General features: G+C 36.8%; 28 protein-coding genes, 1 rRNA gene and 1 pseudogene. 8 read left to right on the forward strand and 22 right to left on the reverse strand.

The genetic code is table 11. The annotated features are described in order from the left end of the window. Positions 1-176 precede the first annotated feature (176 nt). Complete coding sequence (locus SFC47_RS25230) at positions 177-407, reverse strand: hypothetical protein (RefSeq protein ID WP_411257289.1); 231 nt, start codon at positions 405-407, stop codon at positions 177-179. Positions 408-547: 140 nt separating this feature from the next. Here SFC47_RS25230 and pdaB point away from each other — a divergent pair, with 140 nt between their 5' ends. Continuing rightward, on the forward strand, positions 548-1,300 hold the full coding sequence (gene pdaB, locus SFC47_RS25235) for a polysaccharide deacetylase family sporulation protein PdaB (RefSeq protein ID WP_411257290.1): 753 nt from the start codon (positions 548-550) through the stop codon (positions 1,298-1,300). A 20-nt stretch (positions 1,301-1,320) separates the two neighbouring features. Here pdaB and SFC47_RS25240 read toward each other — a convergent pair whose 3' ends face one another. Further along, positions 1,321-2,007: a KinB-signaling pathway activation protein gene (locus SFC47_RS25240; protein WP_411257316.1), complete on the reverse strand. Its 687-nt coding sequence runs from the start codon at positions 2,005-2,007 to the stop codon at positions 1,321-1,323. Positions 2,008-2,160: 153 nt separating this feature from the next. Between SFC47_RS25240 and gerD the strand changes: the two genes are divergently transcribed. Beyond that, positions 2,161-2,745 carry a spore germination lipoprotein GerD gene (gerD, locus tag SFC47_RS25245; protein WP_411257291.1) on the forward strand — a complete coding sequence of 195 codons (585 nt, stop codon included), beginning with the start codon at positions 2,161-2,163 and terminating at the stop codon, positions 2,743-2,745. A gap of 59 nt (positions 2,746-2,804) precedes the next feature. Here gerD and SFC47_RS25250 read toward each other — a convergent pair whose 3' ends face one another. From SFC47_RS25250 to SFC47_RS25270, 5 genes are all read right to left on the reverse strand, one after another. Continuing rightward, positions 2,805-3,860: an Mrp/NBP35 family ATP-binding protein gene (locus SFC47_RS25250; RefSeq protein ID WP_411257292.1), complete on the reverse strand. Its 1,056-nt coding sequence runs from the start codon at positions 3,858-3,860 to the stop codon at positions 2,805-2,807. A 125-nt stretch (positions 3,861-3,985) separates the two neighbouring features. Then, a complete protein-coding gene (cwlD, locus tag SFC47_RS25255; RefSeq protein ID WP_411257293.1) occupies positions 3,986-4,711 on the reverse strand; it encodes an N-acetylmuramoyl-L-alanine amidase CwlD in 726 nt (241 codons plus the stop codon). 141 nt (positions 4,712-4,852) lie between these two features. Then, the gene (locus SFC47_RS25260) at positions 4,853-5,296 is read right to left on the reverse strand and encodes a YbaK family protein (protein WP_411257294.1); all 444 of its coding nucleotides are present in this window, start codon (positions 5,294-5,296) and stop codon (positions 4,853-4,855) included. A 208-nt stretch (positions 5,297-5,504) separates the two neighbouring features. Then, on the reverse strand, positions 5,505-6,938 hold the full coding sequence (nhaC, locus tag SFC47_RS25265) for a Na+/H+ antiporter NhaC (RefSeq protein WP_411257295.1): 1,434 nt from the start codon (positions 6,936-6,938) through the stop codon (positions 5,505-5,507). Between the two features lie 429 nt (positions 6,939-7,367). Further along, positions 7,368-8,075, reverse strand: a complete 708-nt coding sequence (locus SFC47_RS25270) for a hypothetical protein (RefSeq protein ID WP_411257296.1) — start codon at positions 8,073-8,075, stop codon at positions 7,368-7,370. Between the two features lie 433 nt (positions 8,076-8,508). Here SFC47_RS25270 and SFC47_RS25275 point away from each other — a divergent pair, with 433 nt between their 5' ends. Together SFC47_RS25275 and SFC47_RS25280 are read left to right on the forward strand one after the other, a co-directional pair. Next, positions 8,509-9,180, forward strand: coding sequence for a response regulator transcription factor (locus tag SFC47_RS25275; protein ID WP_411257297.1), 672 nt, complete (start codon positions 8,509-8,511; stop codon positions 9,178-9,180). A gap of 14 nt (positions 9,181-9,194) precedes the next feature. Beyond that, positions 9,195-10,172, forward strand: a complete 978-nt coding sequence (locus SFC47_RS25280) for a sensor histidine kinase (protein ID WP_411257298.1) — start codon at positions 9,195-9,197, stop codon at positions 10,170-10,172. Between the two features lie 6 nt (positions 10,173-10,178). Here the strand turns inward: SFC47_RS25280 and SFC47_RS25285 are convergent, their stop codons facing one another. From SFC47_RS25285 to SFC47_RS25330, 10 genes and pseudogenes are all read right to left on the reverse strand, one after another. Further along, positions 10,179-12,134: an FtsX-like permease family protein gene (locus SFC47_RS25285; RefSeq protein WP_411257299.1), complete on the reverse strand. Its 1,956-nt coding sequence runs from the start codon at positions 12,132-12,134 to the stop codon at positions 10,179-10,181. After that, entirely contained in the window at positions 12,131-12,877 is a 747-nt protein-coding gene (locus SFC47_RS25290) for an ABC transporter ATP-binding protein (protein ID WP_411257300.1), read from the reverse strand. Before SFC47_RS25290 ends, SFC47_RS25285 begins: the two co-directional genes overlap by 4 nt. A gap of 310 nt (positions 12,878-13,187) precedes the next feature. After that, entirely contained in the window at positions 13,188-14,438 is a 1,251-nt protein-coding gene (locus SFC47_RS25295; RefSeq protein WP_411257301.1) for an exo-beta-N-acetylmuramidase NamZ family protein, read from the reverse strand. Positions 14,439-14,457: 19 nt separating this feature from the next. After that, the gene (locus SFC47_RS25300; RefSeq protein WP_411257302.1) at positions 14,458-16,536 is read right to left on the reverse strand and encodes a glycoside hydrolase family 3 protein; all 2,079 of its coding nucleotides are present in this window, start codon (positions 16,534-16,536) and stop codon (positions 14,458-14,460) included. 294 nt (positions 16,537-16,830) lie between these two features. Continuing rightward, a pseudogene (rpsI, locus tag SFC47_RS25305) lies at positions 16,831-16,899 on the reverse strand (30S ribosomal protein S9); the annotation flags it as partial. A gap of 354 nt (positions 16,900-17,253) precedes the next feature. Beyond that, the gene (locus tag SFC47_RS25310) at positions 17,254-18,411 is read right to left on the reverse strand and encodes a hypothetical protein (RefSeq protein ID WP_411257303.1); all 1,158 of its coding nucleotides are present in this window, start codon (positions 18,409-18,411) and stop codon (positions 17,254-17,256) included. Positions 18,412-18,739: 328 nt separating this feature from the next. After that, positions 18,740-18,991: a hypothetical protein gene (locus SFC47_RS25315; RefSeq protein ID WP_411257304.1), complete on the reverse strand. Its 252-nt coding sequence runs from the start codon at positions 18,989-18,991 to the stop codon at positions 18,740-18,742. 29 nt (positions 18,992-19,020) lie between these two features. Next, a complete protein-coding gene (locus SFC47_RS25320) occupies positions 19,021-19,272 on the reverse strand; it encodes a hypothetical protein (RefSeq protein ID WP_411257305.1) in 252 nt (83 codons plus the stop codon). Beyond that, a complete protein-coding gene (locus tag SFC47_RS25325; RefSeq protein WP_411257306.1) occupies positions 19,269-19,544 on the reverse strand; it encodes a hypothetical protein in 276 nt (91 codons plus the stop codon). The genes SFC47_RS25320 and SFC47_RS25325 overlap by 4 nt, the downstream gene beginning before the upstream one ends. A 91-nt stretch (positions 19,545-19,635) precedes the next feature. Next, the gene (locus tag SFC47_RS25330; RefSeq protein WP_411257307.1) at positions 19,636-19,869 is read right to left on the reverse strand and encodes a hypothetical protein; all 234 of its coding nucleotides are present in this window, start codon (positions 19,867-19,869) and stop codon (positions 19,636-19,638) included. A 143-nt stretch (positions 19,870-20,012) separates the two neighbouring features. Between SFC47_RS25330 and SFC47_RS25335 the strand changes: the two genes are divergently transcribed. After that, positions 20,013-20,231, forward strand: a complete 219-nt coding sequence (locus tag SFC47_RS25335) for a helix-turn-helix domain-containing protein (RefSeq protein WP_411257308.1) — start codon at positions 20,013-20,015, stop codon at positions 20,229-20,231. 104 nt (positions 20,232-20,335) lie between these two features. Beyond that, entirely contained in the window at positions 20,336-20,554 is a 219-nt protein-coding gene (locus tag SFC47_RS25340) for a hypothetical protein (RefSeq protein ID WP_411257309.1), read from the forward strand. Between the two features lie 567 nt (positions 20,555-21,121). Here the strand turns inward: SFC47_RS25340 and SFC47_RS25345 are convergent. Continuing rightward, the gene (locus tag SFC47_RS25345; RefSeq protein ID WP_411257310.1) at positions 21,122-21,820 is read right to left on the reverse strand and encodes a toxin regulator; all 699 of its coding nucleotides are present in this window, start codon (positions 21,818-21,820) and stop codon (positions 21,122-21,124) included. Positions 21,821-22,159: 339 nt separating this feature from the next. Between SFC47_RS25345 and SFC47_RS25350 the strand changes: the two genes are divergently transcribed. Continuing rightward, positions 22,160-22,996 (forward strand): ATP-dependent DNA ligase, encoded by an 837-nt coding sequence (locus SFC47_RS25350; RefSeq protein ID WP_411257311.1) that lies wholly within the window; start codon positions 22,160-22,162, stop codon positions 22,994-22,996. 32 nt (positions 22,997-23,028) lie between these two features. Here SFC47_RS25350 and SFC47_RS25355 read toward each other — a convergent pair whose 3' ends face one another. Continuing rightward, positions 23,029-23,235 carry a hypothetical protein gene (locus SFC47_RS25355; protein ID WP_411257312.1) on the reverse strand — a complete coding sequence of 69 codons (207 nt, stop codon included), beginning with the start codon at positions 23,233-23,235 and terminating at the stop codon, positions 23,029-23,031. Positions 23,236-23,427: 192 nt separating this feature from the next. On the opposite strand from SFC47_RS25355, the gene SFC47_RS25360 reads away from it, so the two are divergent. Then, positions 23,428-23,559: a hypothetical protein gene (locus SFC47_RS25360; RefSeq protein ID WP_411257313.1), complete on the forward strand. Its 132-nt coding sequence runs from the start codon at positions 23,428-23,430 to the stop codon at positions 23,557-23,559. Between the two features lie 253 nt (positions 23,560-23,812). On the opposite strand, the gene SFC47_RS25365 is transcribed toward SFC47_RS25360, so the two are convergent. The 3 genes from SFC47_RS25365 to rrf all read right to left on the reverse strand — a co-directional run bounded on the left by SFC47_RS25365 (position 23,813) and on the right by rrf (position 26,600). Further along, the gene (locus tag SFC47_RS25365; RefSeq protein WP_411257314.1) at positions 23,813-25,099 is read right to left on the reverse strand and encodes a DUF6602 domain-containing protein; all 1,287 of its coding nucleotides are present in this window, start codon (positions 25,097-25,099) and stop codon (positions 23,813-23,815) included. A 202-nt stretch (positions 25,100-25,301) separates the two neighbouring features. Then, positions 25,302-25,751 (reverse strand): hypothetical protein, encoded by a 450-nt coding sequence (locus SFC47_RS25370; RefSeq protein WP_411257315.1) that lies wholly within the window; start codon positions 25,749-25,751, stop codon positions 25,302-25,304. 732 nt (positions 25,752-26,483) lie between these two features. Continuing rightward, a 5S ribosomal RNA gene (gene rrf, locus SFC47_RS25375) occupies positions 26,484-26,600 on the reverse strand. Between the last annotated feature and the right edge of the window lie 72 nt (positions 26,601-26,672).

Raw genomic sequence — 26,672 nt, forward strand, 5'->3', positions numbered from 1 at the left:
TTATTTATTCGCCTAAAAGCGACTTTATTAATATAACATCACCACTCCATAAAGTCAATAACTTTTTTAAGTTATTTTCTTTTACGTCAGCAGCGACGTTTATTAATATACCAACCTAACAACAAAAAGTCAATGCTATTGTTAAAATTAATTTCTAACTTTTTGAGGAAGAATGTCTAACCCTTCTTCCTGCTTTTATTATCCCGTCTCATATACTTTAAACACTCACTTGGGGATGCCACTCTTCTAAATAAAGTGAATAATATCTTATACCGCTCTTCCATTGCACGCTTTACTATATGATCAATACGGTCATCCTTTAGGTCAAATAATATTTCATCCATCTCTCTCTTTATCAGGTATTCCATTTCTTTTACTTCCTTTTCGTTTATAAGAAGCCCAAACATTGAATCACCCTTTATGTAAGATGTAGTTATAGTAGTCTTTTCCAAAAAAGTAAAATTTATAATTATTTTTTTCGGAATCATATTTAAATAAAAATTAGCATAGGTATGAGACAAGGACAGCATTGGACGAGGTGGTAATAATGAATTTCTTTTATGTATTGAATAGTAAATCTGTAAAACAAATTCTTTTAGTAGTGATTGCTGCATTCTTTACTGCTCTGTTTCTATTTATGAGTAATCTGTCGTTATCCCCGGTCTTTTCAACAAAGGATGGACCAAAAGCCGTATATCGCGGCGAAAAGGATATTGCTCTTACCTTTAATATTGGCTGGGGTGATGAAAAGGCAGAGCCCATACTAGATGCGTTGAAAAAGGAAAATGTGAAATCCGCGACTTTCTTTTTGGCAGGTTCATGGGCAGAGAGGCATCCGGATATTGTCAGCCGGATTGCCAAGGAAGGATTCGAAATTGGAATTCTTGGATATGCCTATGAAGATTACACAGAATTAGAAGATGCTAAAATTGGGAAAGACATAGCAAAAGCAAAAGAGGCTTTTAGAAAGTTAAATATTAAAGATATTAAGCTTCTTCGTGCGCCTACAGGTCACTTTGATGAACGCTCCCTAAAAATCGCCGAACGGTATGGATACACAGTCGTTCATTGGAGTGTTGATTCGAAGGATTGGACAAATCCTGGTGTTAACCAAATTATTGCAAATGTAAAGAAAGCGGATAAAGGAGATATTGTTCTCCTTCATGCATCTGATTCTGCTAAACAGACAGCAAATGCCTTGCCGCAAATTCTTAATAACCTGCGAAGCAAAGGCATGAAACTTGTAACAGTATCAGAGCTCATCGCAAATGGAGCAGTTGAATCAAAAGAAATTAAATAAAATAAAAAAGCCGTCCATTATTAAAGGGACGGTTTTTTGCTTGATTTTTTTCGAGCATTTGTTTTCTTATTATGAGACACTTTACTCTCAATTCTCTGTCTGACTTCCTGTGATTGCATATTTAACTTATGAAGAATCAATAATTGATAAGCATTACAAGCCAATAAGGCGAACAACATCAGATACACCCAGCTAAGTTCATTAACTCGTAAAACAGGGAACCACTCAATTACCGTAACTACAATCATAAAAAAGAGTGCCGGAATAAATGCCTCTCGATTGGTTTGTCTGGCTTTAAACCATGCCGTTATCAAAGCTGGAATCAATAAAAGGATTGCAAGGACAATATATGGCAGAAGACTGTCCCCAGATTTTGCAAAGGTCTCATATCGCAAATAAACAAGATCAAATAACACAAATAGAGTAATCACTACTTGTACTCCATTCCAAAGTGAAACTGATTTAAAAATACCTAAGCCAAAACGGTGGACTGTTAAATAGGCAAAGAAGCCCATTTGACTGATAACACTATAGAGAAAGCCCCATAAAATAAACCAAAAAAGGGCGGATAATATATTGATAAATCGAAACTCAGTAAAATAGTGTACATATTCATTCCAATTGATAATAAAGCCTGCAATTGCTGTTGTTATTCCGCCTATCAATAGCGTAGTCATAAACAGCCTTACCCAAATACGACTCGTCACACCATTATCCTCCAATAATAAATTAATAAATTCCATACTGATTGTACCAATCCAAATATAAAAAATCCATCTTTTCAATTTCCTTACGCATAATCTAAGACTCTTTTCTTCATCCTAGAAATTAAGGACTCTTATGTGAAAGGAGCTTTTATAATGAAAGGAAAAAGATTTATCTCCCCCTTGCTCTTCACTTTATTGTTAACTAGTTGTGCATCTCCAGAAGCCAGCGGCGGTGAACAGATAGATTATGAAGAAACAAAAAAGATGGTTGTAGACATCCTTAAAACGGATGATGGTAAAAAGGCGATTCAGGATGTAATGTCCGACGATAAAATGAAAGAAAAGCTGGTAATGGATCAAAAGGTTGTTGCTGATACTATTCAGCAAACCCTTACTTCAGAAAATGCAACAGAGTTTTGGAAAAAAACCTTTAGTGACGAGAAATTTGCTCAAGGAATAGCAAAAAGCATGAGAACCGAGAATGAAAAACTTTTAAAGGACCTGATGAAAGACCCTGAATATAGAGGCATGATGATTGAGGTTTTCAAGGAACCTGAAATCCAGAAGGAAATGGCCGACGCCCTAAAAAGTAAAGAGTATCGGGAACACCTTCAAAAGGTTATCTCTGAAACACTCGAAAGCCCTCTTTTCAAGGTGAAAATGCAGGAATTACTTTTAAAAGCAGCTGAAGATACGCAAAAGAAAGAAGAAGATAAAAGTGAGGAAAAAGAACAATAAGACTGCGATTAGATAGTAAAAGGAAAAGCCTCTTCCAATTCAAGAAGAGGCTTTTCCTTTTACTTTTTCAAAAGACCAATCATTTTTTCAGCAATTTCTAAATAAATCTTTCCTAATTGATGATCTTCCTGATAAATTGATGGAGCAAAATCTTCATCATTCCAATCAGGCTGATTAAGAGGCAGGCGTCCAAGGACTTGTGAATTTAAGTCTTCGGCTAATTTATCACCGCCGCCTTTTCCGAACACATATTCTTTTTCACCTGTCAGCTTACTTTCAAAGTATGCCATATTTTCAATAATACCAAGGATTTCATGGTCCGTCCGCAATGCCATTGCTCCAGCACGTGCTGCAACAAATGCCGCTGTTGGATGCGGAGTCGTTACGATTACTTCTTTGCAAGCTGGAAGCATTGAATGAACATCAAGCGCCACATCCCCTGTTCCTGGAGGCAGGTCTAAGAGTAAGTAGTCCACTTCTCCCCATTCTACTTCATTAAAGAAGCTATTAAGCATTTTCCCTAACATTGGACCACGCCAAATGATTGGAGAATTATCTTCTACAAAAAAGCCCATTGAAATGACTTTAACCCCAAAGCGCTCGACTGGAAGGATTTTTTCTCCTCTTACCACTGGTCTTTTTGTTATTCCCATCATATCTGGAACACTAAATCCATAGATATCAGCGTCAATTAAACCTACTTTTTTACCCAGACGCGCTAAGGCAACAGCAAGGTTTACTGAGACTGTTGATTTACCTACCCCGCCTTTTCCGCTTGCAATCGCAATAAAGGTAGTTTTATTCGAACCAAGTAATCCTTTGTCCTCTGTTTCGCTTTGAGCTTGACGGTGTTCTGCCAGGACCGCTTCCGGCAGTTCACTAAATCTGATTCCTACTGTTTGTGCTCCCGCTTCTTTAAGTAAATTTACTACTTGCGTTTGCAGCTGCAATTGTTCAGCCGTGCCCGTTTTTGCAATTTGGACTTTGACACTGACATGGTTTTTTTCTTCTTTAATTTTTATTTCTTCAATCGCATTTAATTCAGCTAATGTTTTATGTAAAAATGGTTCTTTTAAGCTTCCTAACACTTCTCGGACTTTCACTTCTGTTAACATGTAAACAAACACCTCACCTAATGAATTCGTTTCCAGTTTTCAGTATACCATAATTTTTAGGAGAAACAGTTAAATGAATCACTGCCCTTTATCTTTCCAAAAAAAAGAAGGTATAAAACCTCCATTTAATCTTCGATCTTAATTTCTTTCTCATTTGTAAAATAGCGGACTACACCTTGATAGATGGAAGCAGCAATCTTTTCCTGGTATTCTCCCTTTTTTAACAGTTCCCTTTCATGTGGATTTGAAAGGAAGCCTACCTCTACCAAAACCCCAGGCTTTTTAGCATTTTTTAAAATATACACAGAATTAATAGGTTTGGCTCTTCTTGTTGTATTTTCTAAATTTACAATTAGCTCATCCTGAATGAATTTTGCAGCCTTGGCATTTTCCTTGAAATGGGGTGCATAAAAGGTTTGAGCTCCACTCCACCTAGAGGATGGAATTGCATTAAGATGAATGCTGACAAAGAGATCATTATCTGAGTTATTGATCATTTTTAACCGTGTTTTTAAGTCCTCCACTTTTCTTCTGCTATATCCTTTTGTATCTTTATCAGCCAAGTCTTTATCAGTCTCGCGGGTCATGACAACTAACGCTCCCTGTTCCTGCAAATAATCTCTGACTTTTAATGAAATATCCAAAGCAATGTCTTTCTCTAATGCTTTTGAATTTCCAGCTCCACCATCTGGCCCGCCATGTCCAGGGTCAAGTAATATTATTTTACCTGATAAAGGAAGACTCCAAGAATCACCCCAAGTGTTCTCTTTGACAAAATCATATTGTAAAATCAGAAATAAAAGAAGCAAACCAACAGAAAAACCAATGACCTTTAATTTTTTCTTAGACACCCAAATCATTCCTTCCCGCTCGTCCCTATTCACTTAACTATATGGGACAAGGGACCTCTTTAGAACAGGAAGTAATAACAAAGAAAAGCACCAAGATTAGAGAACTTTCCCTCTAACCTTGATGCTAGATCTCCTTAAGATTTAATGTAATCGCAGTTTCCTGCGCCTTTGTCCTTTTTCGTAACCCTCTTTCCACCATACATCTATATAGCCCTCACATGAGTAATAAAGGGTTTCACTCATTGTTCCCTCTTCACCATTTCCCCAGTATAGGAGAAAATTATAAAGCGTATCAATTAAATGTTTTTCTTCTCTATAACAACGTTTACGTACGTCATCTATATTCTCACCATAATAACCAAATTTGCTAAATTTAGCCCCTAATAAGTATGCTTCTAATGCTACATCGTAACAAGCCTCTTCAATTCCTGTATTCATAACGAAACTTTGAGCAATTCTTGTAGAACCAAAATACTGCTGCACTCGCTCTTTTAATGTTTTCACCGATAGGTCCTTTAGGACGGACCGCTCGTATTTTATTTGTTTATCGCGACGCTTTTCTTTAAAGGTTGTAATTACAGTCACTTGCTTTTCACCTCTTAAGACTATTCTTCATCCCTTCGTCCTAAGAAATGCAAACTACAGAGCGTTTTGTATTGCCAATTTTTATGTATAGTGATCGAGCCGGACAGCAGGACTTTACACCTCATTAAAATGTTTGAAAAAAATCCTCCCTAACCAAAATTTATCATCATAAATAGACCCCCAGCCAATGCTGGAGGTCTTTTATTAATTAGCGCTTTATGAACTGTGGAAAACGAATAGAAGATTTAAACCTATATTTTTTTCCGTGTTTCGGAAGGGTAAAACCTGTAAAACCATAAATTATAGTCAGTAATGGTGAAAATAAGCAAAATAATGCATACGGAAAATATTCAGCAACAGGCACTCCGAGAACGGAAGCGAGAAAAACACCACAAACACTCCATGGGACAAGAGGATTAACGACAGTTCCGGCATCCTCGAGCACCCTTGAAAGATGCTTCGGTTCTAAGCCAGCTTTTTTAAAATTTTCTTTAAAGGCATTTCCAGGTAATAAGACGGATAGGTATTGTTCTCCGATAATAAAATTTATAGCCACCGCCAGCCCAGCCGTTGTACTAATTAAAAGCGAAACACGTGTTAATACACCTTGTAAAAGCGATATAAGAGCTGGAATAATACCTAATCTGAAGAGAAGTCCTCCCATGCTGAGAGCCAGTAAAATCACGGATATACTGAACATCATACTTTCAATACCGCCTCGTGACAGCATTGAATCTACTTCTTGGAGTCCACTTTCAGACTTGAAACCGGAATATAGCAAGTCAAACAATCCTTTAACGCTGACACCGCTATTCATCCAAACAGAAATGAATAGAGCTGAAAGAATTCCAGCGGATAACGTTCCGATTGCAGGTACTTTTTTAGCGGCAAGTATAGTTAGGATCAAGAATGGCAGAAGTGAATACCAGTGTACAAGGTTTAGATTTAGTAATTCTTCTTTTAGGATTCCCATTTGCTTAATACTTTGTTCTGCTTCTGCCGGCGATATCACAAGGTAAACAATTAGCGATAATATAAATGCCGGTATCGTTGTCCATAGCATATTTTTTATATGTTCAAATAAATCCACACCTGCAATGCCGGCAGCCAGGTTTGTCGTATCTGATAAAGGCGACATTTTATCACCAAAGAAAGCTCCTGAAACGACTGCACCCGCTGTGATAACAGGCGATATTCCGAGCGCAGTACTTGCTCCAACAAATGCTACTCCCAATGTTGCAGCTGTTGTTAAGGAACTCCCTATACTTACGCCAATAATAGAAGTGACTACAAACACGATTGCATAATAAAATTTCCCCGAGACTAACTCGACAGCTATATAGATAAACGTCGGAATGGTTCCGCTCGCCATCCAGCTGCTAATTAGCATCCCTATAAAAAAGAAAATCATGACTGAAGCTATTCCTGACTTAGCACCCTCTGCCATAGCTGCTTCAAGTTCGATTAAGTTTACTTTCTTAATAGCACCGTATACCAGCAACAGGACAATCCCTGCAATGATTGCAATCTGCGGAACCACTTTAATGCCGATAATTAGGTAACCGACAATCCCCATTAAAAGTAAAGTAATAAATGCCGCTTCGGCTGGTGGAATTGCCAGCACCTTTTGTTCTTTGTGCATAAAGTCTCCCCCTATGATGTATAGATAAACGCAAAAAAGCCCCTTCGAATTTAGGGACGAAGGGACTCCGCGGTACCACCCTAGTTGGCAGAAATTACTCCCTGCCCTCTTTAAAAAAACATGCCCGTTCAAGGCAGCCGTATTTCAAAATTATCATTGCCCGAATTTTCACCTTCCATCCGGTCTCTTTTTGCTGCTCATGACAATTCTACTAAAACTGCAGGCAAATCATTTACTTTTACACTAAAACGCTTTTAAGCGTTAAAGTATTATATTTCAATAATATACATTGCATTTTTCTTTCTGTCTACAAAAAATTTTTGAAATGTTATTTTGACAAAGAAAAAACCCCCAACCAGAATGATTGAGAGCTTATAAAGATAAATAACCATTAGGGTCTAAAGGACCATACCCGCATCCTGGCATACTTTATTTTCGGAATATAGAGAAAAGCCACGTCCACTTATCTTTAGGGTTTTGTATTGAATTTTCGATACGTTTATTAAATTCATTTTGTGAAAGCCACTCTTTTTTCATTTCTTCCCGGAGGTTTTGTAATTCTCTTTGTAAATATTCGCTCTTTTGTTTTTCCTCTTCCAGCAAAGTTTCGTAATGGATCTTTTCCTGTTCAGATAATTTCTCAATCCTAGCTTGCGTTTTTTGTGCAGAATTTGAAATGTTAGAACTTAAATCGTGGTGATCCTGCTTTAGCCTGGAAACTGTAGTTTTAAGATCTGCCATATCGTTTATCACTTGGACATTCATTTCACGTGTGGCAGCAAGTTCATTGGCTAAATAGGCTAATATTTCTTTTAAGTGATTGGGGTCTTGGGGTAAATTGTTATACGTATCGGATACCGCTATCTCTGTTTCATTAAATCCTGCTAATCTTTCTTTTTGTTGATTCGCAAGATCTTTAGCTGTATCGTCCAGGGGCTTGTCACTATCACGTAACGCTATAAGAGCTTCAATGTCGGATTGAACAAAGATACGCCGGTCTCCTTCTTTTAAAAATTCATATCCATTTCTCTCTAATATTTGACCATACTTCCGAACAGTAGGTGTTGCAATCCCGGCTTCCTCGGCCACTTCCTTAGAAGAAAAAGAGCGTTCGTACGGTTGAATATCATTTCGCATATCTGACCACCTTTTTTATATTAAATATGAAGGGTTATAGATAAAATTGCAAGAGCCATATCACCTAGCGATACAATAAAAAGAGGGCCGTAATTCCCTTTCCATATCAGCCAATATACTGGGCTCAACTATATCGTGCAGCGATATAACAATTTTCTATCCGATTTACAAGGCATATCACCAAACGATATGGTCCTTTTCATGACTGTTCGCCCTCAGTATATTTTACATAATTCAGCAAAAATAGTTTATTATTTCCCTGAAAATACAAATTTCGCCTAGTTATTTGATTTTCCTCCTTTAACTAATCGTTTGATTAAATCTTCTGAAATCTTTGTTATATAAAGAATTGATTAAACTTCGTGAAAAAAAGATTGTCGAGAATTGTGCTAAAATAAATGTTGTGACCATTTTTACTATAATGAGGGATTTCATGTATAGAATAATGATGATTGAGGATGATGATAAAATTAGAAGAATTGTCGCTGACACTTTGAAAAAGTGGCAGTATGATGTGGTGGAAGTGACCCAATTCGACCAGGTGCTGACGGATTTTGAACAGACAAATCCACACCTCATTCTATTGGATATTAATCTTCCGGTCTTTGATGGTTTCTATTGGTGCCAGCAAATACGCGCTATATCCAAAGTGCCAATTATTTTCCTTTCCTCCCGGAATCAGAATATGGATATTATTATGGCGATTAATATGGGCGGCGATGATTTTATCCAGAAGCCATTTGATTTGGATATCCTTGTTGCGAAGGTCAGTGCGCTTATCCGCCGTAAATACACTTACCAGGATGATGAGAGCTCCCTCTTCCATCGGGGGCTGAAATTAATTGTAACCAATTCAACAATTGAATATAAAGGGCAAAGTACTGAGTTAAGCCGGAATGAATTCATCCTTCTACAAGTAATGATGCGAAATGCCGGGAAAATACTTTCGCGCGAGGACTTAATGCAGGCACTCTGGAACGAAGAACAATTCATTGATGATAATACATTGACCGTGAATGTGAACCGTATGAGGCGGAAGATTGCTTCACTTGGTTTGGAGGATTTCATCGTCACCCGCAAAGGAATGGGGTATGTGATTGAATGACCTTTCTGCGCTATTTGACTTATGAAAAGCCATATATTTATCTATACCTTACTAGTTTCCTGATTTATGGTGCAGTATTTTTTTCCGATAGCAGAGAAAGCTGGACTTGGGGGACTTTCTTCTATTCCTTCGTTCTTTCTACAATTGTACTTGTCGGATTTTTAGTTTTCCGCTATCAGCAGCATGTACGTGCAGCCCGAAATATGCAAAGTGGAGATTATGAATGTTTGTCACTAGAAGGTGAACTTGCTAAAGCGTACATAGAAGAAATACATAAACAGCATATCCGCGATATAAATCAGATTCAGGACAGGCAGAATGAACATTATGATTTTATTGTCTCCTGGTTTCATGAGATAAAAACACCCATTGCAGTGCTGCACTTACTGCAGCAAACCGATATGGACGCAAATAGTATAAGGGAAGAGATTACAAAGATTGAAAATTACGTTGACCAAGCACTCTATTACGCCAAGCTCGATAGTTTTAACCAGGATTATGAAATTCAAAAATGTGACATTATCAAAATTTCAAAGGAGATTGTGAAGGCTCATTCGAAAACTTTTTTTTCGAAAAAAATCCGCATTCTTTTCAAAGCGGAAACTTTAGAGGTCCAAAGTGACCCTAAATGGCTGCATTTTATTATCAATCAATTGCTGACCAATAGTTTGAAATATACTGAACATGACGGTGAGATTATCATATCGGCAATACATACATCAAAGGAAAAACAGCTGTTGGTTCGGGACAACGGAATCGGTATAAGCCAAAAAGACCTTCCACGGATATTCAATCGTGGTTTTACCGGAGAAACAGGGCGGACGCATGCCAAATCCACTGGAATGGGTCTTTATTTAGCTCAGCAGTTAAGTAACAAGTTAGGGCATTATATTAGCTGTACCTCGAAAGTAAGAGAATTCACCCAATTTACCATTCACTTCCCGCTTGATAGCGATCCTTATTTAACACTGCAAAAAACACACGATGAGTAACAAAACTCACCGTGTGTTTTTTTCGCTTATAATTTTGTAATAAATAGATGTGGATGATAGGTAAAAGATGATATAGGTTAACACATACAATCCCATTACTGAAAAAATGATAGCCGTTAAGGATGGTAAGTCTTTAATAACTAAGATGACTGTGTAGTATAAAAGGTACCAGCTGTGGACCAGCCCAAGGATTAGCGGCGGTAAAAAAACAAATAGCAATTGTTTTTGAATAACTCTTTTTATTTCTTTGTCGCCCACTCCAATCTTTCGTAAAATGGCATAGTGTTCGCGTTCTTCTGTCGCCTCACGGAGCTGTTTAAAGTAAATCACACTCCCTAAAGCAAACAAGGCAATGACTCCAAAAAAGGCAACCGAAAACAACACTAAAGAGGATGATTCGGTATTAAGAGAATACTGATCTACATAGGCTGAATAATAAGATCCTTCTATCTTCTTAACAATATCGTAAATCTCCCGTGATACTTCATTGGATGTTTTCGGATTTTCAATTTGGTAAATTTCATAGGTATACAGAGGACGATTTTCTTTTAAGTCTTCAAATGCTTCATTTGATATAACGAGTACTGAAGGCTGCATAGAGGTATCTCCACCAGGACTCGTTGGGATACTTAATAACGGGTATCGTATTTTTTCAACTACACGAAAGGTTTGGTCTTTTAATACAGTCATTTCAGGCTGAGGGCGTTTATACTCGATAGGTTCATCTATTCCTCTTGATAAAACAATTGCTTCATTACCTTCTACATCTACCTTTTCACCAACTTCACGCAAATCAACTACTGCATTTAATTGTGACTCAGGGAATAGGTAGAATTCCTCTGTGTAATATTCGGGGTGGCTATAGAATGCTTTTCTAGCTGGTATTTTCTCCGTTTTTATTCCCGTAATGGTTTCATGACTAACAATGGGGTGCGAGTCATTCATGATTTGTTCAATTTGAGCTAGGGATTTATCATCCGGCGATGAAAAAGCAAAATGGTTTGGAAATTCTTTTTTTACCACATCTGCTTTTATCGCATAGTCGACAGCAATAAAACCCACTGCAAATATGACAATTGCACTAATCAACGAATTAAACGTAAAATTTATGGTGTTTCCTCGAATAGAAAATCGGAGCGAAGAGATCCATAACATTTTATTACCATAATGGTACTGTTTACTTTGGCTTAGTTTTTGTAATATCCACCCTGAAAACTGCCGGAAAAATAAGTAGGTACCGACAATCAATGCGAGAGTTACAATGATTAATGTTTCTTTAAAGTAATCCTTCCAAATGGCTTTATCGCCTATAGTAATCATATAGTAGGATCCCGCAATTAAGATAATTGACATTAGCGCCAGCAAAAGAGAGAACTTTAGCGGTTTATCTAATTTTTCCTTTGCATGAAACAATTCAACTAACTGGACACGGCGGACGTTAAAGTAACTTTGAACCGTAATGATGCCGATTAATAAGGCAAATAACAATATAGTAGAGAGAATTGCCTCCAACGGAAAGGCAAAGGAAATGTCGTCATGGTAGTGCATTAAGTTCATTAATACCGCACCGAAAAATTTTGAAAGCAACCCGCCTATTAATATACCGCTGGTTACGGATATGACACTCAAAAATACAGTTTCATAAAAAACCATGGCAGCGACCTGTCTTTCTTTCATCCCGTAAAGCAAATACATTCCAAATTCTTTCTTTCTCTGTTTCATAAAGAAAGAGTTAGCATACAGAATAAAAAACACAATAAACAAAAAGACAATAATCGAAGCAATGAAAATAACGGTTTTGTAGTTTTCTTTATTTTGAATGGCTTCTACTACATTTTCATTAAACATTAAACCTGCAAAAGTAAAATAGATCACAGCCCCGACAAACATGGAAATGAAATATATCGTATATAAGCGAAAGTTCCGTTTCATATTCCTCCACGATAAATCAACTAAGTTCATCGCTGGTCACTTCCCATAGCACTTTGGATTGTAAGGATTCGGTCAAAGAATTCCTTTTCCGATAGTTCGCCTTTAAACATTTCATTGACGATTTTTCCATCGCGGAGAAAGATCACACGCTGGCAATGGCTTGCTGCATATGGGTCATGAGTAATCATTAGCACCGTTGTCTTAAATGTTTTATTGAGAAATTGAATTTGTTCTAACAGCTGAGTGGCAGACCTTGAATCAAGCGAACCAGTAGGCTCATCCGCAAACACAATGGCTGGATTTGTAATAATTGCACGTGCTGCAGCTGTACGTTGTTTCTGACCGCCGGATATTTCAGACGGATACTGATGCAAGATAGATTCTATATTTAACGCTGCAATCAATTTTGCTAATCGATGTTCCATTTCCTGTACAGGTGTTTTTTGGAGAGATAGAGGGAGTAATATATTTTCTTTCACCGTTAATGTATCCAGCAGGTTAAAGTCTTGAAAAATAAACCCAATCCGCTTTTGGCGGAATTCCCGTAATGCTTTCCTCTTCAAATCTAAAAGCGATTTCCCCTCAATCCAAACGTCTCCGCTATTAAAGTTATCAATCGTTGATAGAGTATTCATTAATGTCGTTTTTCCAGAGCCAGACGGCCCCATAATGGCAGTGAATTCGCCATGCTCTATGGACAAATCAATATTTTTTAAGACCTGAGTTTTTCCGTATGATTTTGATAAATTCTTTGTTTGTATTATTTTAGCCATTTATCAGCCCTCCTCACCACTTACTATACTGGCTAATTTGCCCGTCTTCCATCGATATAACAACATCTAATGTGACATTTTTGTCATGTTAGAAGAAGAATCATGTCCTGTATCGCTCGGCGATATGCTCTAACTATACCAATTGTATCGCCAGGCGATTTGCTCCATTAACTAGCCTAGAAGTCATATTTCAACAAAAACAGTAGATTATTTCCCTGAAAATACAAACTTCGACTTAAACTGTGTTTCTCTACTTTAATTAATTAGTACGGATAAAAAAGAAGCCCCCAATATGGAGGCCCCTCACTTATTAGTATAATAAATACTTTTCACGTACTTTGGTAAATTCATCTAAACCCGCCTGCCACGATGCTTTCATTTCTTCAACGCTTTTGCCAGCTTCAATATCAGCACGTATGGATCCATTGCCAACAAGGTTATCAAAGAAGGAAATTCCGGCTGCATTCGGTGCTCTAAATTGGAATTCGTTTGGATACATATCATGGATCGTTTTAACGATATATAATCCTGTTTCAAACGGCTTATATGAGTTTCGATCTGTAATATGAATTTGAATACCATGGCTTAATACATTTGCATGTTTTGAGAAAGTCGGAATAAACGATGCCGCACGGAATGTGACACCAGGTATTTTGTAAGAGTTTAACTTAGCCGCCAAATTGTCGCTATTAATAAACGGTGCCCCAATCAATTCAAATGGCTTGGTTGTTCCTCTTCCCTCCGAAACATTGGTTCCTTCGATAAGGGCAGCACCAGGGTACACTACAGCTGTTTCTAAAGTTGGCATGTTTGGTGATGGCAGTACCCATTCTAGCGGCGTCTCATCGTAATACATGTTTCGTTTCCAGCCTACCATTTCCACCACTGTTAAATCAGCCCCAATACCAAATTCTTTATTGAAAAGCTTTGCTAGTTCTCCGACCGTCATCCCGTGGCGGACTGGAATTGGATATTCTCCGATGAACGAAGAATACTGTTCCTCGAGTACAGGACCCTCAACTTTGGTCCCGCTGATTGGATTCGGGCGGTCAAGGACAATGATTGGGATATTGTTCTCTTTTGCCGCTTCCATAGCTAGTGCCATGGTGTAAATATAAGTGTAAAAACGTGTCCCCACATCTTGGATATCAAATAACAATACATCTACATTGCTTAACATTTCAGGTGTTGGTTTTTTTGTCTTCCCATATAGGCTGTAAACAGGAAGCCCTGTTTTTTCATCTGTGTATTGTTCAACATACTCTCCCGCTTGTGCACTGCCTCGTACACCATGCTCAGGACCATAAAGAGCTGTCAGGTTTACACCGGGATTATTGAAAAGTAAATCAACGATGCTGGTAACGTTCTGGTCCACCCCAGTTGGATTTGTGATTAAGCCAACGCGCTTATCCTTGATTAAATCAATTTGATCCTGTAACAAAACCTCGATTCCTAAACGGAACCTTTTATTCTTTTTCTCTTTATCGTTCTTAGCCATCGCTATTGATACAGTTGATAGTAAAAGAACGAGAATCAATACACCTGTTAACAGCTTTTTCAAAAGTGTACTCCCCCCTTCTTTAGTACCCTAAACCATGGTCAAAACCAAACAATACACTGCCATCATGGTTATATATTGTTACAGGCAGCTTTCCTATCGGGTTGTTTTTCCCAAAAATGGTGTTTGCTGCTGCTTCAAAGCTTGCAGGTTTAAAACCATATTGAACAAGATAAGCATCTACATCCGCATAAGACATCACATCATAAGGATTTCTTGCACTAACTGCTATCACAGGAATTCCTGTTTCAATCAGTTGCTTTGTCATTACCATTTGGCTGGCGTTTTGTGCCCTGCCGCTGACACTAGAAGTGTATGTGCCCGCAATGATATATTTCGCACCCTGTACCTGTTCTAATTGGGCACTGGTAAGTTTATCAGAATCATTGATATAAACTGTACCTGGATGGTGCTTTTGAACCTCAGTTGCAAGAAGGTTAATAAAGAAGCTTGACCCGCCAACCACAACAATCTTTTCATCAGGAGAAACATTTAGCGGAAGAACTGCATCATTTTTTACAAGGGTAATGGATTTTTCTGCAGCTTCTTTTTCAATTGCTTTATGTTCAGCTGACCCTACAACTTGAAGGGCATTTGCAACCTTGTCATCAAGACTCGTTTCTACTTCTGCCTTAACTATGCCTCTATTTAGTTTCAAGGTTAAAACTCTCTCTACTGATTGCTCAAGTCTGTCTACTGATATTTCACCAGAGTTAACAGCTTCATACAGACCATTGGCTACAGACTCAATTCCAACTGGCATTAAGAGTATATCCGCCCCTGCTTTAACGGCACGGATTGCCGCATCTACTGGACCAAAATGTTCTGAAATGGCACCCATATTCATTGCATCGGTAACAATTACCCCATTAAAGCCCATATCATCGCGCATGAGACCCGTTAACACTTTATGGGAGAGCGTAGCAGGTACAGCAATTTCTGATCCATCCTTTTTAGAGATGGCTTTTGTATCATCGATTTTCGGGAAGGTTACATGTGCAGTCATGATGGCATCTATTCCAGCATCCATCGCCTTCTGGAACGGATATAGTTCCACCTTCTTTAAGCGGTCAATGTCATGCGGAACCTCTTGGAGCCCTATATGAGAATCTACAGCAGTATCTCCATGGCCCGGAAAATGCTTTGCCGTTGCCGCAGTATCACTTTCATGCAGCCCTTTAATATAGGCATTTCCAAGGTCAGCCACTAACTCAGGGTCCTCACTAAATGAACGAACTCCGATTACAGGATTGTCTGGATTATTGTTTACATCCAACACAGGTCCAAAGTTCATATTAATCCCAAGGGCATTAAGCTCTTCTCCAATTGCCTTCCCTACTTTTTCTGCTACTTCTTCAGAACGTGCCGCTCCAAGCGCCATGTTCCCAGGAAAGTCTGTACCACTTTGAAGACGTGTTACAATTCCGCCTTCCTGGTCTATCGAAACTAACAGGCCATATTTTTCTGCTGCATCCTGATAGGCACTGACCAGCTTAGTTGTTTGATCAGCTGTTACCGTATTTTCACGAAATAAAATTACCCCGCCAAGATGATAGTCCTTTACCAGGTGAGCAATTTCATCATTCATTACGGTTACATTTTGACCTTTCCAGGTTCTGAAATCAGGCATTAGCATTTGCCCGACTTTTTCTTCCATGGTCATATTCTTGATGGCCTTGCCGATAAGGTCATATCGTGCACCTTTTTCTTTTTTAATATGAATGTTGTCTTGATTTCCTTTATATTGAATAGCAATTCTGTCGCTATAAATGCCATCACTAACAGTGATAAATGTTTTACCCTTGTGTCCTGATAAGCTTACCTGTCCATCTTTAGAAACGGAGGCAACATTTTTATTTGAAGACTTCCACTTTAAGTTCTCTGACGCCAGCATAAAGCGGCCATCCTCATATACATGAAGTGCATTTAAATCAAGCTTCTTATCCTTTGCTTCCCTTGTAACCTGTGGAACATTAAGGTCGATCACTAAATCCTTGATTCCCGCAGCCGCAGCCGCAGTTGCCCCCGCAAGCGGGATTCCTGTAAATAGTAGAGCAAATGTTAGAAATAGGGTGAAAAATGTTTTAAAAGATTTTCGCACAGTTTCTCCTCCTCTTGTTATTCTTATAAAAGATATATTGTAGGCAGGTTCTTCCATATGTATACCAAAATATTGGCACCGCTTACAACTTATAGTAAAAGCATATAGCTTTTTGAGCATTGTCGTCTATATCACATAAGACCCATAACCGGGGTTTCAACAGGGCAAAGGAATCAAGTCGTTAGCATCATTTTTTAAAATATTTGATAAATTTGTGAAAAAATATTTCAAAACATAAAACAGCATAAAAAAGACTCCCAACCAAAATGGTTGAGAGCCTTTGAAATTGAAAGATTAACGCTTTGAGAACTGAGGTGCACGACGAGCGCCTTTAAGTCCGTATTTCTTACGTTCTTTAATTTGAATAAATAATAGGAAGAAAGGTGAATCAATATAGTACCTAAGCACGCCTAATTGAAAGGCTCTTTTAGGTTAAATTGAAAATAAGATTATACATCATTCTACATGTTTCGCGGTCAAAATGCGGTCAAAAATCAATTTGAATAGTTATTCTCACAGGGATATGGGTGAAATTTTAAAAGTGCATGTGGCAGGCGATAAATATAAGCCTCAACTGCTAATGCAGTAGAGGCTTATAAAAAAACAATGCAAATTACCATGGAGTATAAATTTGCTATTATTTCCGAAACTCTGATATCTTACCCATTCATAACGGCTATGCAAATGAGCGCTTGTCTAATACTTTTAGCTGGTAAATTAGATCATTTTCCTCTTCTCTACATCAATAAATTGCTCATTTCTCTCGATAGCTTCTGTTCTAATTTCATCCAGAATTGAATACGGACAATGATGTCGGATATCTTTTGTTGTCGAGTCTAATTCGGTTAGAATTTTATTTTGTCTTTCAGGCGGTATTTTCCCCCATATTGAAGGGCTTATAAACCAATGGTCAGTACCATAAACCATCCAACTCTCAATTAAATTAATAATACCTAAGTCTGAATTGATAAAATTTTGTAGATACTCATTAAGATCTGAAGCATAATCCTTATGTACTGCTGCCATTATTCTCGTATCCTTATCTTGAGGTAAGATATTCATTATTACAGATATGTTTTTGGGACTTGATTCACCATCTCTTATGGAAATCAAGTTTCCTACACCCGACAAGCAAACAGGAAACAATTTATCAGAAATTAAAAAAGTAAATATATATAGTTCCTCTACCTTCTTATTTAATAAATCGACAACGCTTGCATTATATAATTCATCTGCTTCCTTAATAAATCCCTCAATTTCACCAATTACTATTTCAAAAGTCTCATCATCCTGGTCCCTTACACTTTTTACAGTATCAGAAACTTTACTCGACATTAAGCTATACTCACCTAATAATTTTTTTGCAGTATCTAATTTTTTTTGAGCTTTTTCGTTTTTTTGCTTAACAAAATATTTATAACGATTCTTAAGCATATAAAGATGTCTACAAATTGACCTAAATACCTGTAGAGAATGATCTATGTCGTTTTCAATTCTTTTCTTGCTCTCAAATTCCTTAAAAACATCTTCATGATCAGAACAAAATCCAGGAAATACTGAAGATAATGCAATTTTCTTCTCCCTAAGACCCAAAATCCCATTATGTACCTCAGGGGATAGTACAGTATCATTATTTCCCCCTTCAGCAATTAACTTCAAAGGTCCGTTTTCCTGTATGGTATGGGAATTTCGAATGCTTTCATTTGTACAGCCTGGATACATACAAGTTTTTTTACTTCTCCAATCATTATGCATTTCTTTGAGAGAATCGTAAAAGGCTTTTTTCTTTTGTGATGGATTTTCGTATATATCACCAGCCAATAGTTTTTTACTCAATTCCTCCATAAAATCAGCAAAACCTTTAAACTCAGCCAATATTCACACAACCTCTTTATTTAATATTTTTCTTTTACTTGCAAATCTAATTGTTGTTTTTCATGCTGTTTGAAATAATTGTATTCAAAAATAATTGTATTTCATTTTACTTTTATATGGAAGAAAATCCTAAAAAACATTCTAGAATAGTCAGTAAGATACTCTTTGTATATTAAAACAAAAACATTCATGCAGGTGTTTGAACTGATATTAAACGTCATATTAGTTTCCACCCTATGAATTTAAAAAAGCCCTTCTCCTAGTTGAGACGGGCTTTTTCCATTCCTATAATAAAAACGTTTTACTTTCCCTTATTCTAAAGACAAATTTAATAGTCGAAACCCTTTCTCATCCATAATGGTCTCACATGAGGAAGATGCCTGTATATTTCCTCTTCACTTTCTTTTTGTCCATAATCATGAATGCTCCTCATATGAATTTCATTTTCCGCTTTTAATTGTTCGAGTTGAACCTCAAAATCCTCATGTCTTTCTTCCAAATGTTCAATCTGCTCCATTAAATTTTCAATCATCTTAATAAGCTCCGTTTTAGTAAATTTATTGTAATCTTCACTATGCATTGTATTCGCTCCCTATAACTTAAATTTTATTAAGCATCCCTAATATCAACATGCCGTTTGCACTTCGTACACTGAAACAAGTTCAGCTTAACTTCTTTGTGTCGCTTCAACTTCCTGCACGTCTGACAGCTTAACGTCACATATCGACCAGATAAATCATTAACGACTACATTGTTTTCTTCTTCACCTAATTCCTCTTCTTCATCTTCCATTCCTACCGAATAAAACGCATAAGCTAATATCACAGTCATACCACCGGTAATATAGCTAATCCAGCTCATATGATGTCCTCTCTTCCGCTCAATACGTAGTTCAGTTCACCATTATCATTGATGAGAACCACTCGGTAGGCTTTTTCGGTACAATGTTCCTTTTGCAGCATGGAGACAAGCCTATCATCGTTTAGCCCCTTTTCAATAAGTACAGCAGCCAGTGTTGTTGGTTTCATATTGCAGGCGGTCGCAAGACGGTTCAATTTAAAAGCCTGTTTGTTTGTAAGAGACACATTCACCCGATGAATTTTCTTTCCACCTAACCCCTTCCCTTCTATCATTCTTACAGCCTCCCCCTTCCATTTGTAATGACATTTGCCAACGTCAAAAGTGTCACTTTGTTACTCATGATATTATTAAGAGAAGAGGTGGTCATACCGATTTAAGAGAAAGCCCCGATCCTCGGATAATGACTGGTCCACCAAAATCAGCTTGTTGTACATGCTTATCTTCAGTTTTTACTACCTTACGCTGCCGTATATCCTTCTCAATTAGCCGTTTTACGTAGCCACTAAAATTGACGTTCTGAATCCTTTCTAGATACGCCAGATCTTTTTCGTTGGTAACATTAAATGATACCGACTTAATAACTTTGTTTTTACTCATTTATATCGCCTCCCTTCTGCCTGTTTACTAGATGTTATTACCGCTAAGACCAATTTATGCAAAATATTAGGTTAATTTATCACAATTATTTGGTATAGTTTTTTACAACTATTTGACTAATAATATAGTCAGAGGTGTTTAGCATGTTAAAGCCACATATAGGGAAGCTCTTGAAAGTATCAAAGTATAGGCGTGAATTTATAATAAATGAACTGGACATAAGTAAAAACACGTTATCGAATTGGATAGCGGGTAATACATATCCAACGATTGACAAGGCATATAAACTTGCAGATTTATTAGAAGTAAAGGTAGATGATCTCTATGAACGAAAAGTGGAAGAAACTGATCCAAAAATTTGAGGAAAATGGATATACACCTGGTGACATTCAAAGGATAGTCCATTTTTACGATTTGACAATGGAAATGGATAAAATGTTGAAGAAATTGTATGAGGATGAAGAAAATGAACATTTTGATTCAGGTTTTCTACACCTCAAACGAAAATAGTGTTTTACGGAGGGGAAGTTATCCATTAAAGAATAGGCAACCTGAGGAAGTAGCTTATGAATTTTGGAAGTGGATAAAAAAAGAACATCCATATCCTTGTGAACTGGAAAAGGTAATTGCAAATGGAGAGGACATTACCCAGCTAGTTATGAAACTAGAGAAAGCGGCTCATTGATGAGTGGCTTTTTATTTTGCCACAAAACGTCCAAAACTTCAGATAGGAACTAGCTCGATAAACCCGAATATTTAGGAAGATAGGAGAGGTGATCATCTTGTTGTGGAGAATAGAATATATCTGGGACTGGTTTTGGTATTACCGTCGTGGAAAAGTTAGATATCATGTTTTTGATTATGGGAATACATATAATGCTTTCGCATCCAATGGAATTGTAACTGTTTCAAATTGTTATGGTAGTACTCCAAAGGCTGCAAAAGAAATGGCATTGTATAGGCTAAAGAGTCACTAACTGAAGAACCAAAGGAAAAGGTATTAGGAATAAAGGGTGACGGATACGCATTGTTCAAGAATAATGAATAAACAAAAGGAAACCCTGCCTCAGTATGGGCAAGGTTTTTTATGTTCTTATTCAACTAAAGCACCCGATAGTAAAAGACCATTTCTTCACAAGCTATTCCGCAAGTAGTAGTCAGTAAACGATCCATACCATTAAAGTACAGAACAGGTCCGATTATGTTTGTTTTGTTAGCCAAAAAACAAGCACCCTTAAAGGATGCTTGTTTATCATTTTAATCTTTCCTCAATTTTCAAGATTGGGAAATAATCACCAATCTGATTTGTTTCCTTTTCGTTACGATTCATACTAATAGTCCCTGCACCAGGATATGTTACTGTTAGTACTTGCCAGCCTTCATGGTTTAATAACTCATCTGATAGTTGACTGTATTCATTAACCGCTAAATCCTTGGCGGAAAACTGTTCCATTGGTGCTATCTCAATCGTTGCTTTTATTTCACCATTTATAAAAGAAACGTTATCTACTACATAAGAATAATCCTTAATAATTTCCTCCACTTTATCTGCTGTAATTTGCTGTTCTGATTTTTTCACTTTTGCTTCTTCGGCTGCTTTGGCATCCGCTTCTGCCTTAGCTGCTGCCTCTACTTCTTGTTTTGCTTTCTCCTCCGCTAAACGTTTCTCTTCGGCAGCCTTAGCTTCAGCTTCCTTCTGTTTCCGCTCATCTTGCATCTTAAACCATGGAGCTGCTTCATCTACTTTCGCTTGTAAACCTTTATTTTTTGTTTCAAGGCTTCCTATGGTTTCTGTTTTAGCAGATAGCTGCTTCTTTAATTCATCTACCTTAGCATTCGCCCTATCAACTTGCTCTTGTGAAGGACCAGCTGCAGCTCCAATACTAAGAGCAATCACTGCTGTTATTACATACTTCCATCTCAATTTTAAAAATCCTAAAACTACTTTCAAATTTGTAACTCCCCCTAAATTATTTCCATATGATGACTAGTCCAATTTTACCAGAATAATATTAAAAAAGGACTTGCCTTTAATAACTTCCTGCAATTGGTAATGAATCATCATCCTCAACAACAGTATCTGGACTTCCGAAAAGTTAAAGGCCCTGAAACCATAGGGGGGTGAAAAATCCTTCTTCAACTAACCTGACCTTTAGTTGAGAACAGGCAAAAGATTGCAGCGGCAACCTCATCCCTAACAAACGTTACCCGTTTGTCTTATAAAAACCTTCCAACAACCACCTAATTTCTATGAACCAATTCCGTAGTATCATAGGATTGAGGTGATAATATGTTTATTAGCCCTATGCTACTCCAAAAATCGTATGAACCTTTCGATCATGATGGTTATATTTCAGAACTCAAAATGGATGGGTTCCGCCTCATCTATTCCAATATAAAAGATAAAAAGCTTTACACCCGCCATCATACCGATATTACCACCCGGTTTCCTGAACTTTTGAACCTGGACATACCAAAAGGAACAGTTTTGGATGGCGAGGTAGTAGTCACAGATTCATCTGGCAAACCAGATTTCGAAGCTGTAATGAGCAGATTTTCAATGTTCAATTCAGACAAGGTAATATATATGGCGAAGCATGAGCCAGTATCCTTCGTGGTATTTGATGTCCTGTACCATAAAGGTGAAAAGGTAACCCATCTTCCCCTTTATAAACGGAAAGAAATCCTAGATGCAATCATACCAGTTAATACCCCCATCCTATCTAAGGTAATGAGCATAGAAAGTAACGGCACCGCACTCTTTGAACTCATTAAAGAGCAAAATCTCGAAGGGATTGTCCTAAAGAAGAAGGACAGCACTTATGAAATTGGCAAACGGTCATACTCCTGGCTCAAAGTGATTAATTTCCAATACGCAAATGTAATGGTAAAAGGATTCCGTAAAAGAGAATTTGGTTTACTTTTATCATATGAAGATGGTAAATATGCGGGGATTATAGAACTAGGGATGTCCAAAGAAGAGAGAAAGAAAATTTACCAAATGCCAAAAAAGGACGAGAATGATAAGTTTGTCTTTATAGAACCTATATCATGTTATGTGAAATATCGAAATATAACTAAATCTGGTACTCTTCGACTTCCATCCTTTGTTTCTATAGATGCATAAAAAGCCCTTTATAAAAAAGGGCTTTTTTTTATTTATTCCTCTCCGTTCCACTTATTATGTTGCTTTAATAACTTCTTAAAGATGTTGTATAAATGTGCATGTCTACGACTGTTGGAATTATAGAGTTCCTTGCAGTGCACGGTTGAAATAAACGTTTTTCCATCAGAAGAAGCCAACTTTACTATCTTCTCTTCTTCATCATACCAAATATCTACTTCCAGCCTTACATATTTACTCATATAAATATATCCCCCCCTAACTTCACTCCTACATTACTATTTTGAAACAGGGGAGGATATTATCATTTTATATACTTTTGTTTCATTTATTTTATATTTCCCATTCACCTCTTTCCCTTTGTTATAATTATTTATGGAAAAAATTACGTATTAAAGGAGAAATATTTTGTTTGACGTCTTGGGAACCATTACTTGCCTCTAGTGGACCTTGCCAGTCTGTTTGAATTAAAAAAAGAGATGATAGAACTGCCGAATCTACAGAAAAAGTCGATTTGGAAAAGGACGCTTGGAACAGTCAATAAAGGTGCCTACAATGGTATTTAGTTAAACGAAAATTAAGATAAACTCGGTCCGGCCATACATGCAAGTACTATTCCTGTGTTTTTTATATTTTAAGTTTTTAGAAGCCGCTTTCTCACTATTAAGTTAATACGCTGCAATTAATACCGCGTAAAACCTTATGTTTCAAGTTTAAATCTCCTCCATACACGAGTGGAGTAGAAAAAAAGGATCACACTGCGATCCTTCTAGATTTGTGTATAATTAATACATTTAAAAAGTAATTTATTAATATACATTAGGTTTTCTTTATAAGCCATTGCAGCATTTTTCCATCTTTATTTTCACCTGCGTAATATTTACCACTTTTAAGACCCGTAATACATTCATCAGTAAGCAAAACTAAATTATTTTCTTCATTTTTAAAAACGAGTTGTTTATTATTTAATTCCTTTATAAAACTATCTTCATCGATTCCGGCTTTTTTTAGTAAGTCTTTAAAAAAGGCTGATTCGGTATTTATAGACTCTCCATTACAAAGTCCATCAACCAATAAAAATTCATGTTGTGTGAGTTCATAAGGTTCCCATTCTTTAAAGTAAGGTGAAGTGTCCAGATCCTTTGGGAGTTCAACATACCGAAATTCCCAACCTATTGAGTCACTTTCTTTTATTGGTTTTGCTTTTATATACTTAAAAAATCCCTCAATCATCAAATCATCCCCAAAGAAGTCCGAAGAAATCCCATATTTATAGCTTAATTTTGTCCATAATAGCTCTAAAAAATGAAGTAAAGGATTATGGGTTGAACTAATATATACTTCCCAAAAACCAGTCTCTTCAAGAGGGCTAAAATATGGCATTCCGTTTGCTTTTACCAATGAACTATTACGTGTGAATATTTGATTTGGGAAACTGCTAGGGCTAAAACCCATTATTTTATTATCTTTTGTTGAAATATGCTCATCTAGCAGCTTTACAAATCCCTGCCGCAGACTATTCATACTACTATATCCATAGAATCCAAATACGATTCTCAATGGCATTAATGTCTCAACTAGTAACGTGTGATAAATCATTTGTACCTCAAGATCATATTTAGAAATATCTTCATGTTTTGGGACATCCAATCCCACTGTAGACCTAAAAGCATCACGGAACAATTCAAATTCAGTTTTGCTCATTTCTCTAGGATCAAACATTCGGCTTAGTTTTGCCATTTTAAAATATGAGTCAAAAAGATCATCCTTATATAAGTTTTTCTTAACTTCTACGACAGCTATAACATCTGATATATGATATATGTGTTTATCAGTATTTGGAATTGGATCTCCATCACCCACAACTATCATACAATCAACCTCATGACTTAAATCTCCATCTTTGTTTGTAATTTGTCCAGAAGCGACCTTCAAATCTAGTCCTTTAAAAATTGTTTTTTCGAGTAGACTCTTTGCAATGCCTTCATACATATCTCCTATTATTGTTGTGTGAAGTGTACTTTCATACTTTTCACTAAACTCTGAAACTTTCTTTTCCTCTTCCTCTTTTAATTTTAATAGGATATCGGCTACGGAATTAATCAAATTGTTTTCCTCCAATCAGCTGGTAATTGTGTAAAGATTATTAAGTAAAGCCTAGAATGTACTCCGATTACAATACAACCTATACTATCTAGTAAAGTAACGCTATTCAGAGCGGTTCTCACCGCCCATTGTGTTTAAAGTATGCTTCACATAGTTTCTAACGGTGTGTTTTTCAGCGCTTTTTATTCTTCATCCACTGTGTTTAATCTAGCTTGGTAATAACCTTCAGCTGTAACTGTAACTTTGGTTCATGTGTCTTTTCATAAATGGCAGAGGATTTAAAATATCTGGCACCTGAAAAATTACGTAATCTTTTTTCGGAACTACTAATATGACGGATAGGACTATATCCGAAGAAGTCCATAATGAAACTAATCATTTTTCCGACTGTCTGTCTATTTGAATCTACAACAAGTGAGAAATCTTTACTGGTTTGAAAAGTTTCCTCTAGACTCTTTACAATACCAGTTAATACCGGTAGCTGCATATCGGAAAACACAATCATATTTTTGATATTTTCAGGTTCACTCAAGTAAGAGAAGACAGCTGCTGCATCAGAATTATTAATTAAGGATTGACTAACAGAAGAACCCACAACAAAAGTTACAAATTCTAGTTCTCTCCCATGTTTCTTTTCCATATTTTTATCCATTTAAAGCACCCCTTTGACAATATTTATTGGTTTAATTATCATATCTATATACCCATAATAATTATATGTATATTTATTGTCAATGATTTATAATGAAAAGATGCAGAATACTTTTGAAGGTTAAGAAACCATGATTTAATGCCCTTGCATTAATCTTCAGTTTATTACCAAACACTTTTCTTATTTCACAGTTTTGTACCCATTCCCAAAGTTAAATAATAATAACTGCAAAAGGTGGACCGTATTTCTGTACAAGAAATCAACAGCAGTATACGATATTACAACCGTCATTTGTGGCTGTAGTAACTGTTTATATTGTGATGGACCTCCATTGATTTTTATTTCACGTCAAAATTAAAAAATCGACCAAAATGGTCGACTCATATTACTCTTAATTTCCGTTTCATCCTTTAAGGTAGTGGCTGTACATTTATCCTCAGCAATTTTTTCATTTAAAAACACAATTCTTTATCTACATAGAAAAAGAATTGTCCTTTACGCTCAATTATCCAGTTGTCTAAATGGTTAACTTGGGGTCATTTCCGAGTTTATCCGTTACACTTACAGTTTAATTAAGCGTAAAAAAAGGCTTATCTATTAATCTGTTATCGCAAATTTCCAAATGCACCTTAGAGGATTCAACATCTGTTTCCAGCGTGAAAGGCGTTATCTTAACCGCTTGACCAAGGGAATTAAATTTTACGACAAAAAAAATAGCCCCAATTGGGGCTTGCCTGGCAACGACCTACTCTCACAGGAACTTGAGTTCCAACTACCATCGGCGCTGAGAAGCTTAACTTCCGTGTTCGGTATGGGAACGGGTGTGACCTTCTCGCCATTATTGCCAGACTATTAAATTGAGGTATCATTCCCTCAAAACTAGATAATTTCAGAAGAAGTATTGTAAAACGAGTTTCGCTT

It is taken from the genome of Neobacillus niacini (assembly GCF_046591715.1).
Lineage (GTDB): Bacteria > Bacillota > Bacilli > Bacillales > Cytobacillaceae > Neobacillus > Neobacillus niacini_L.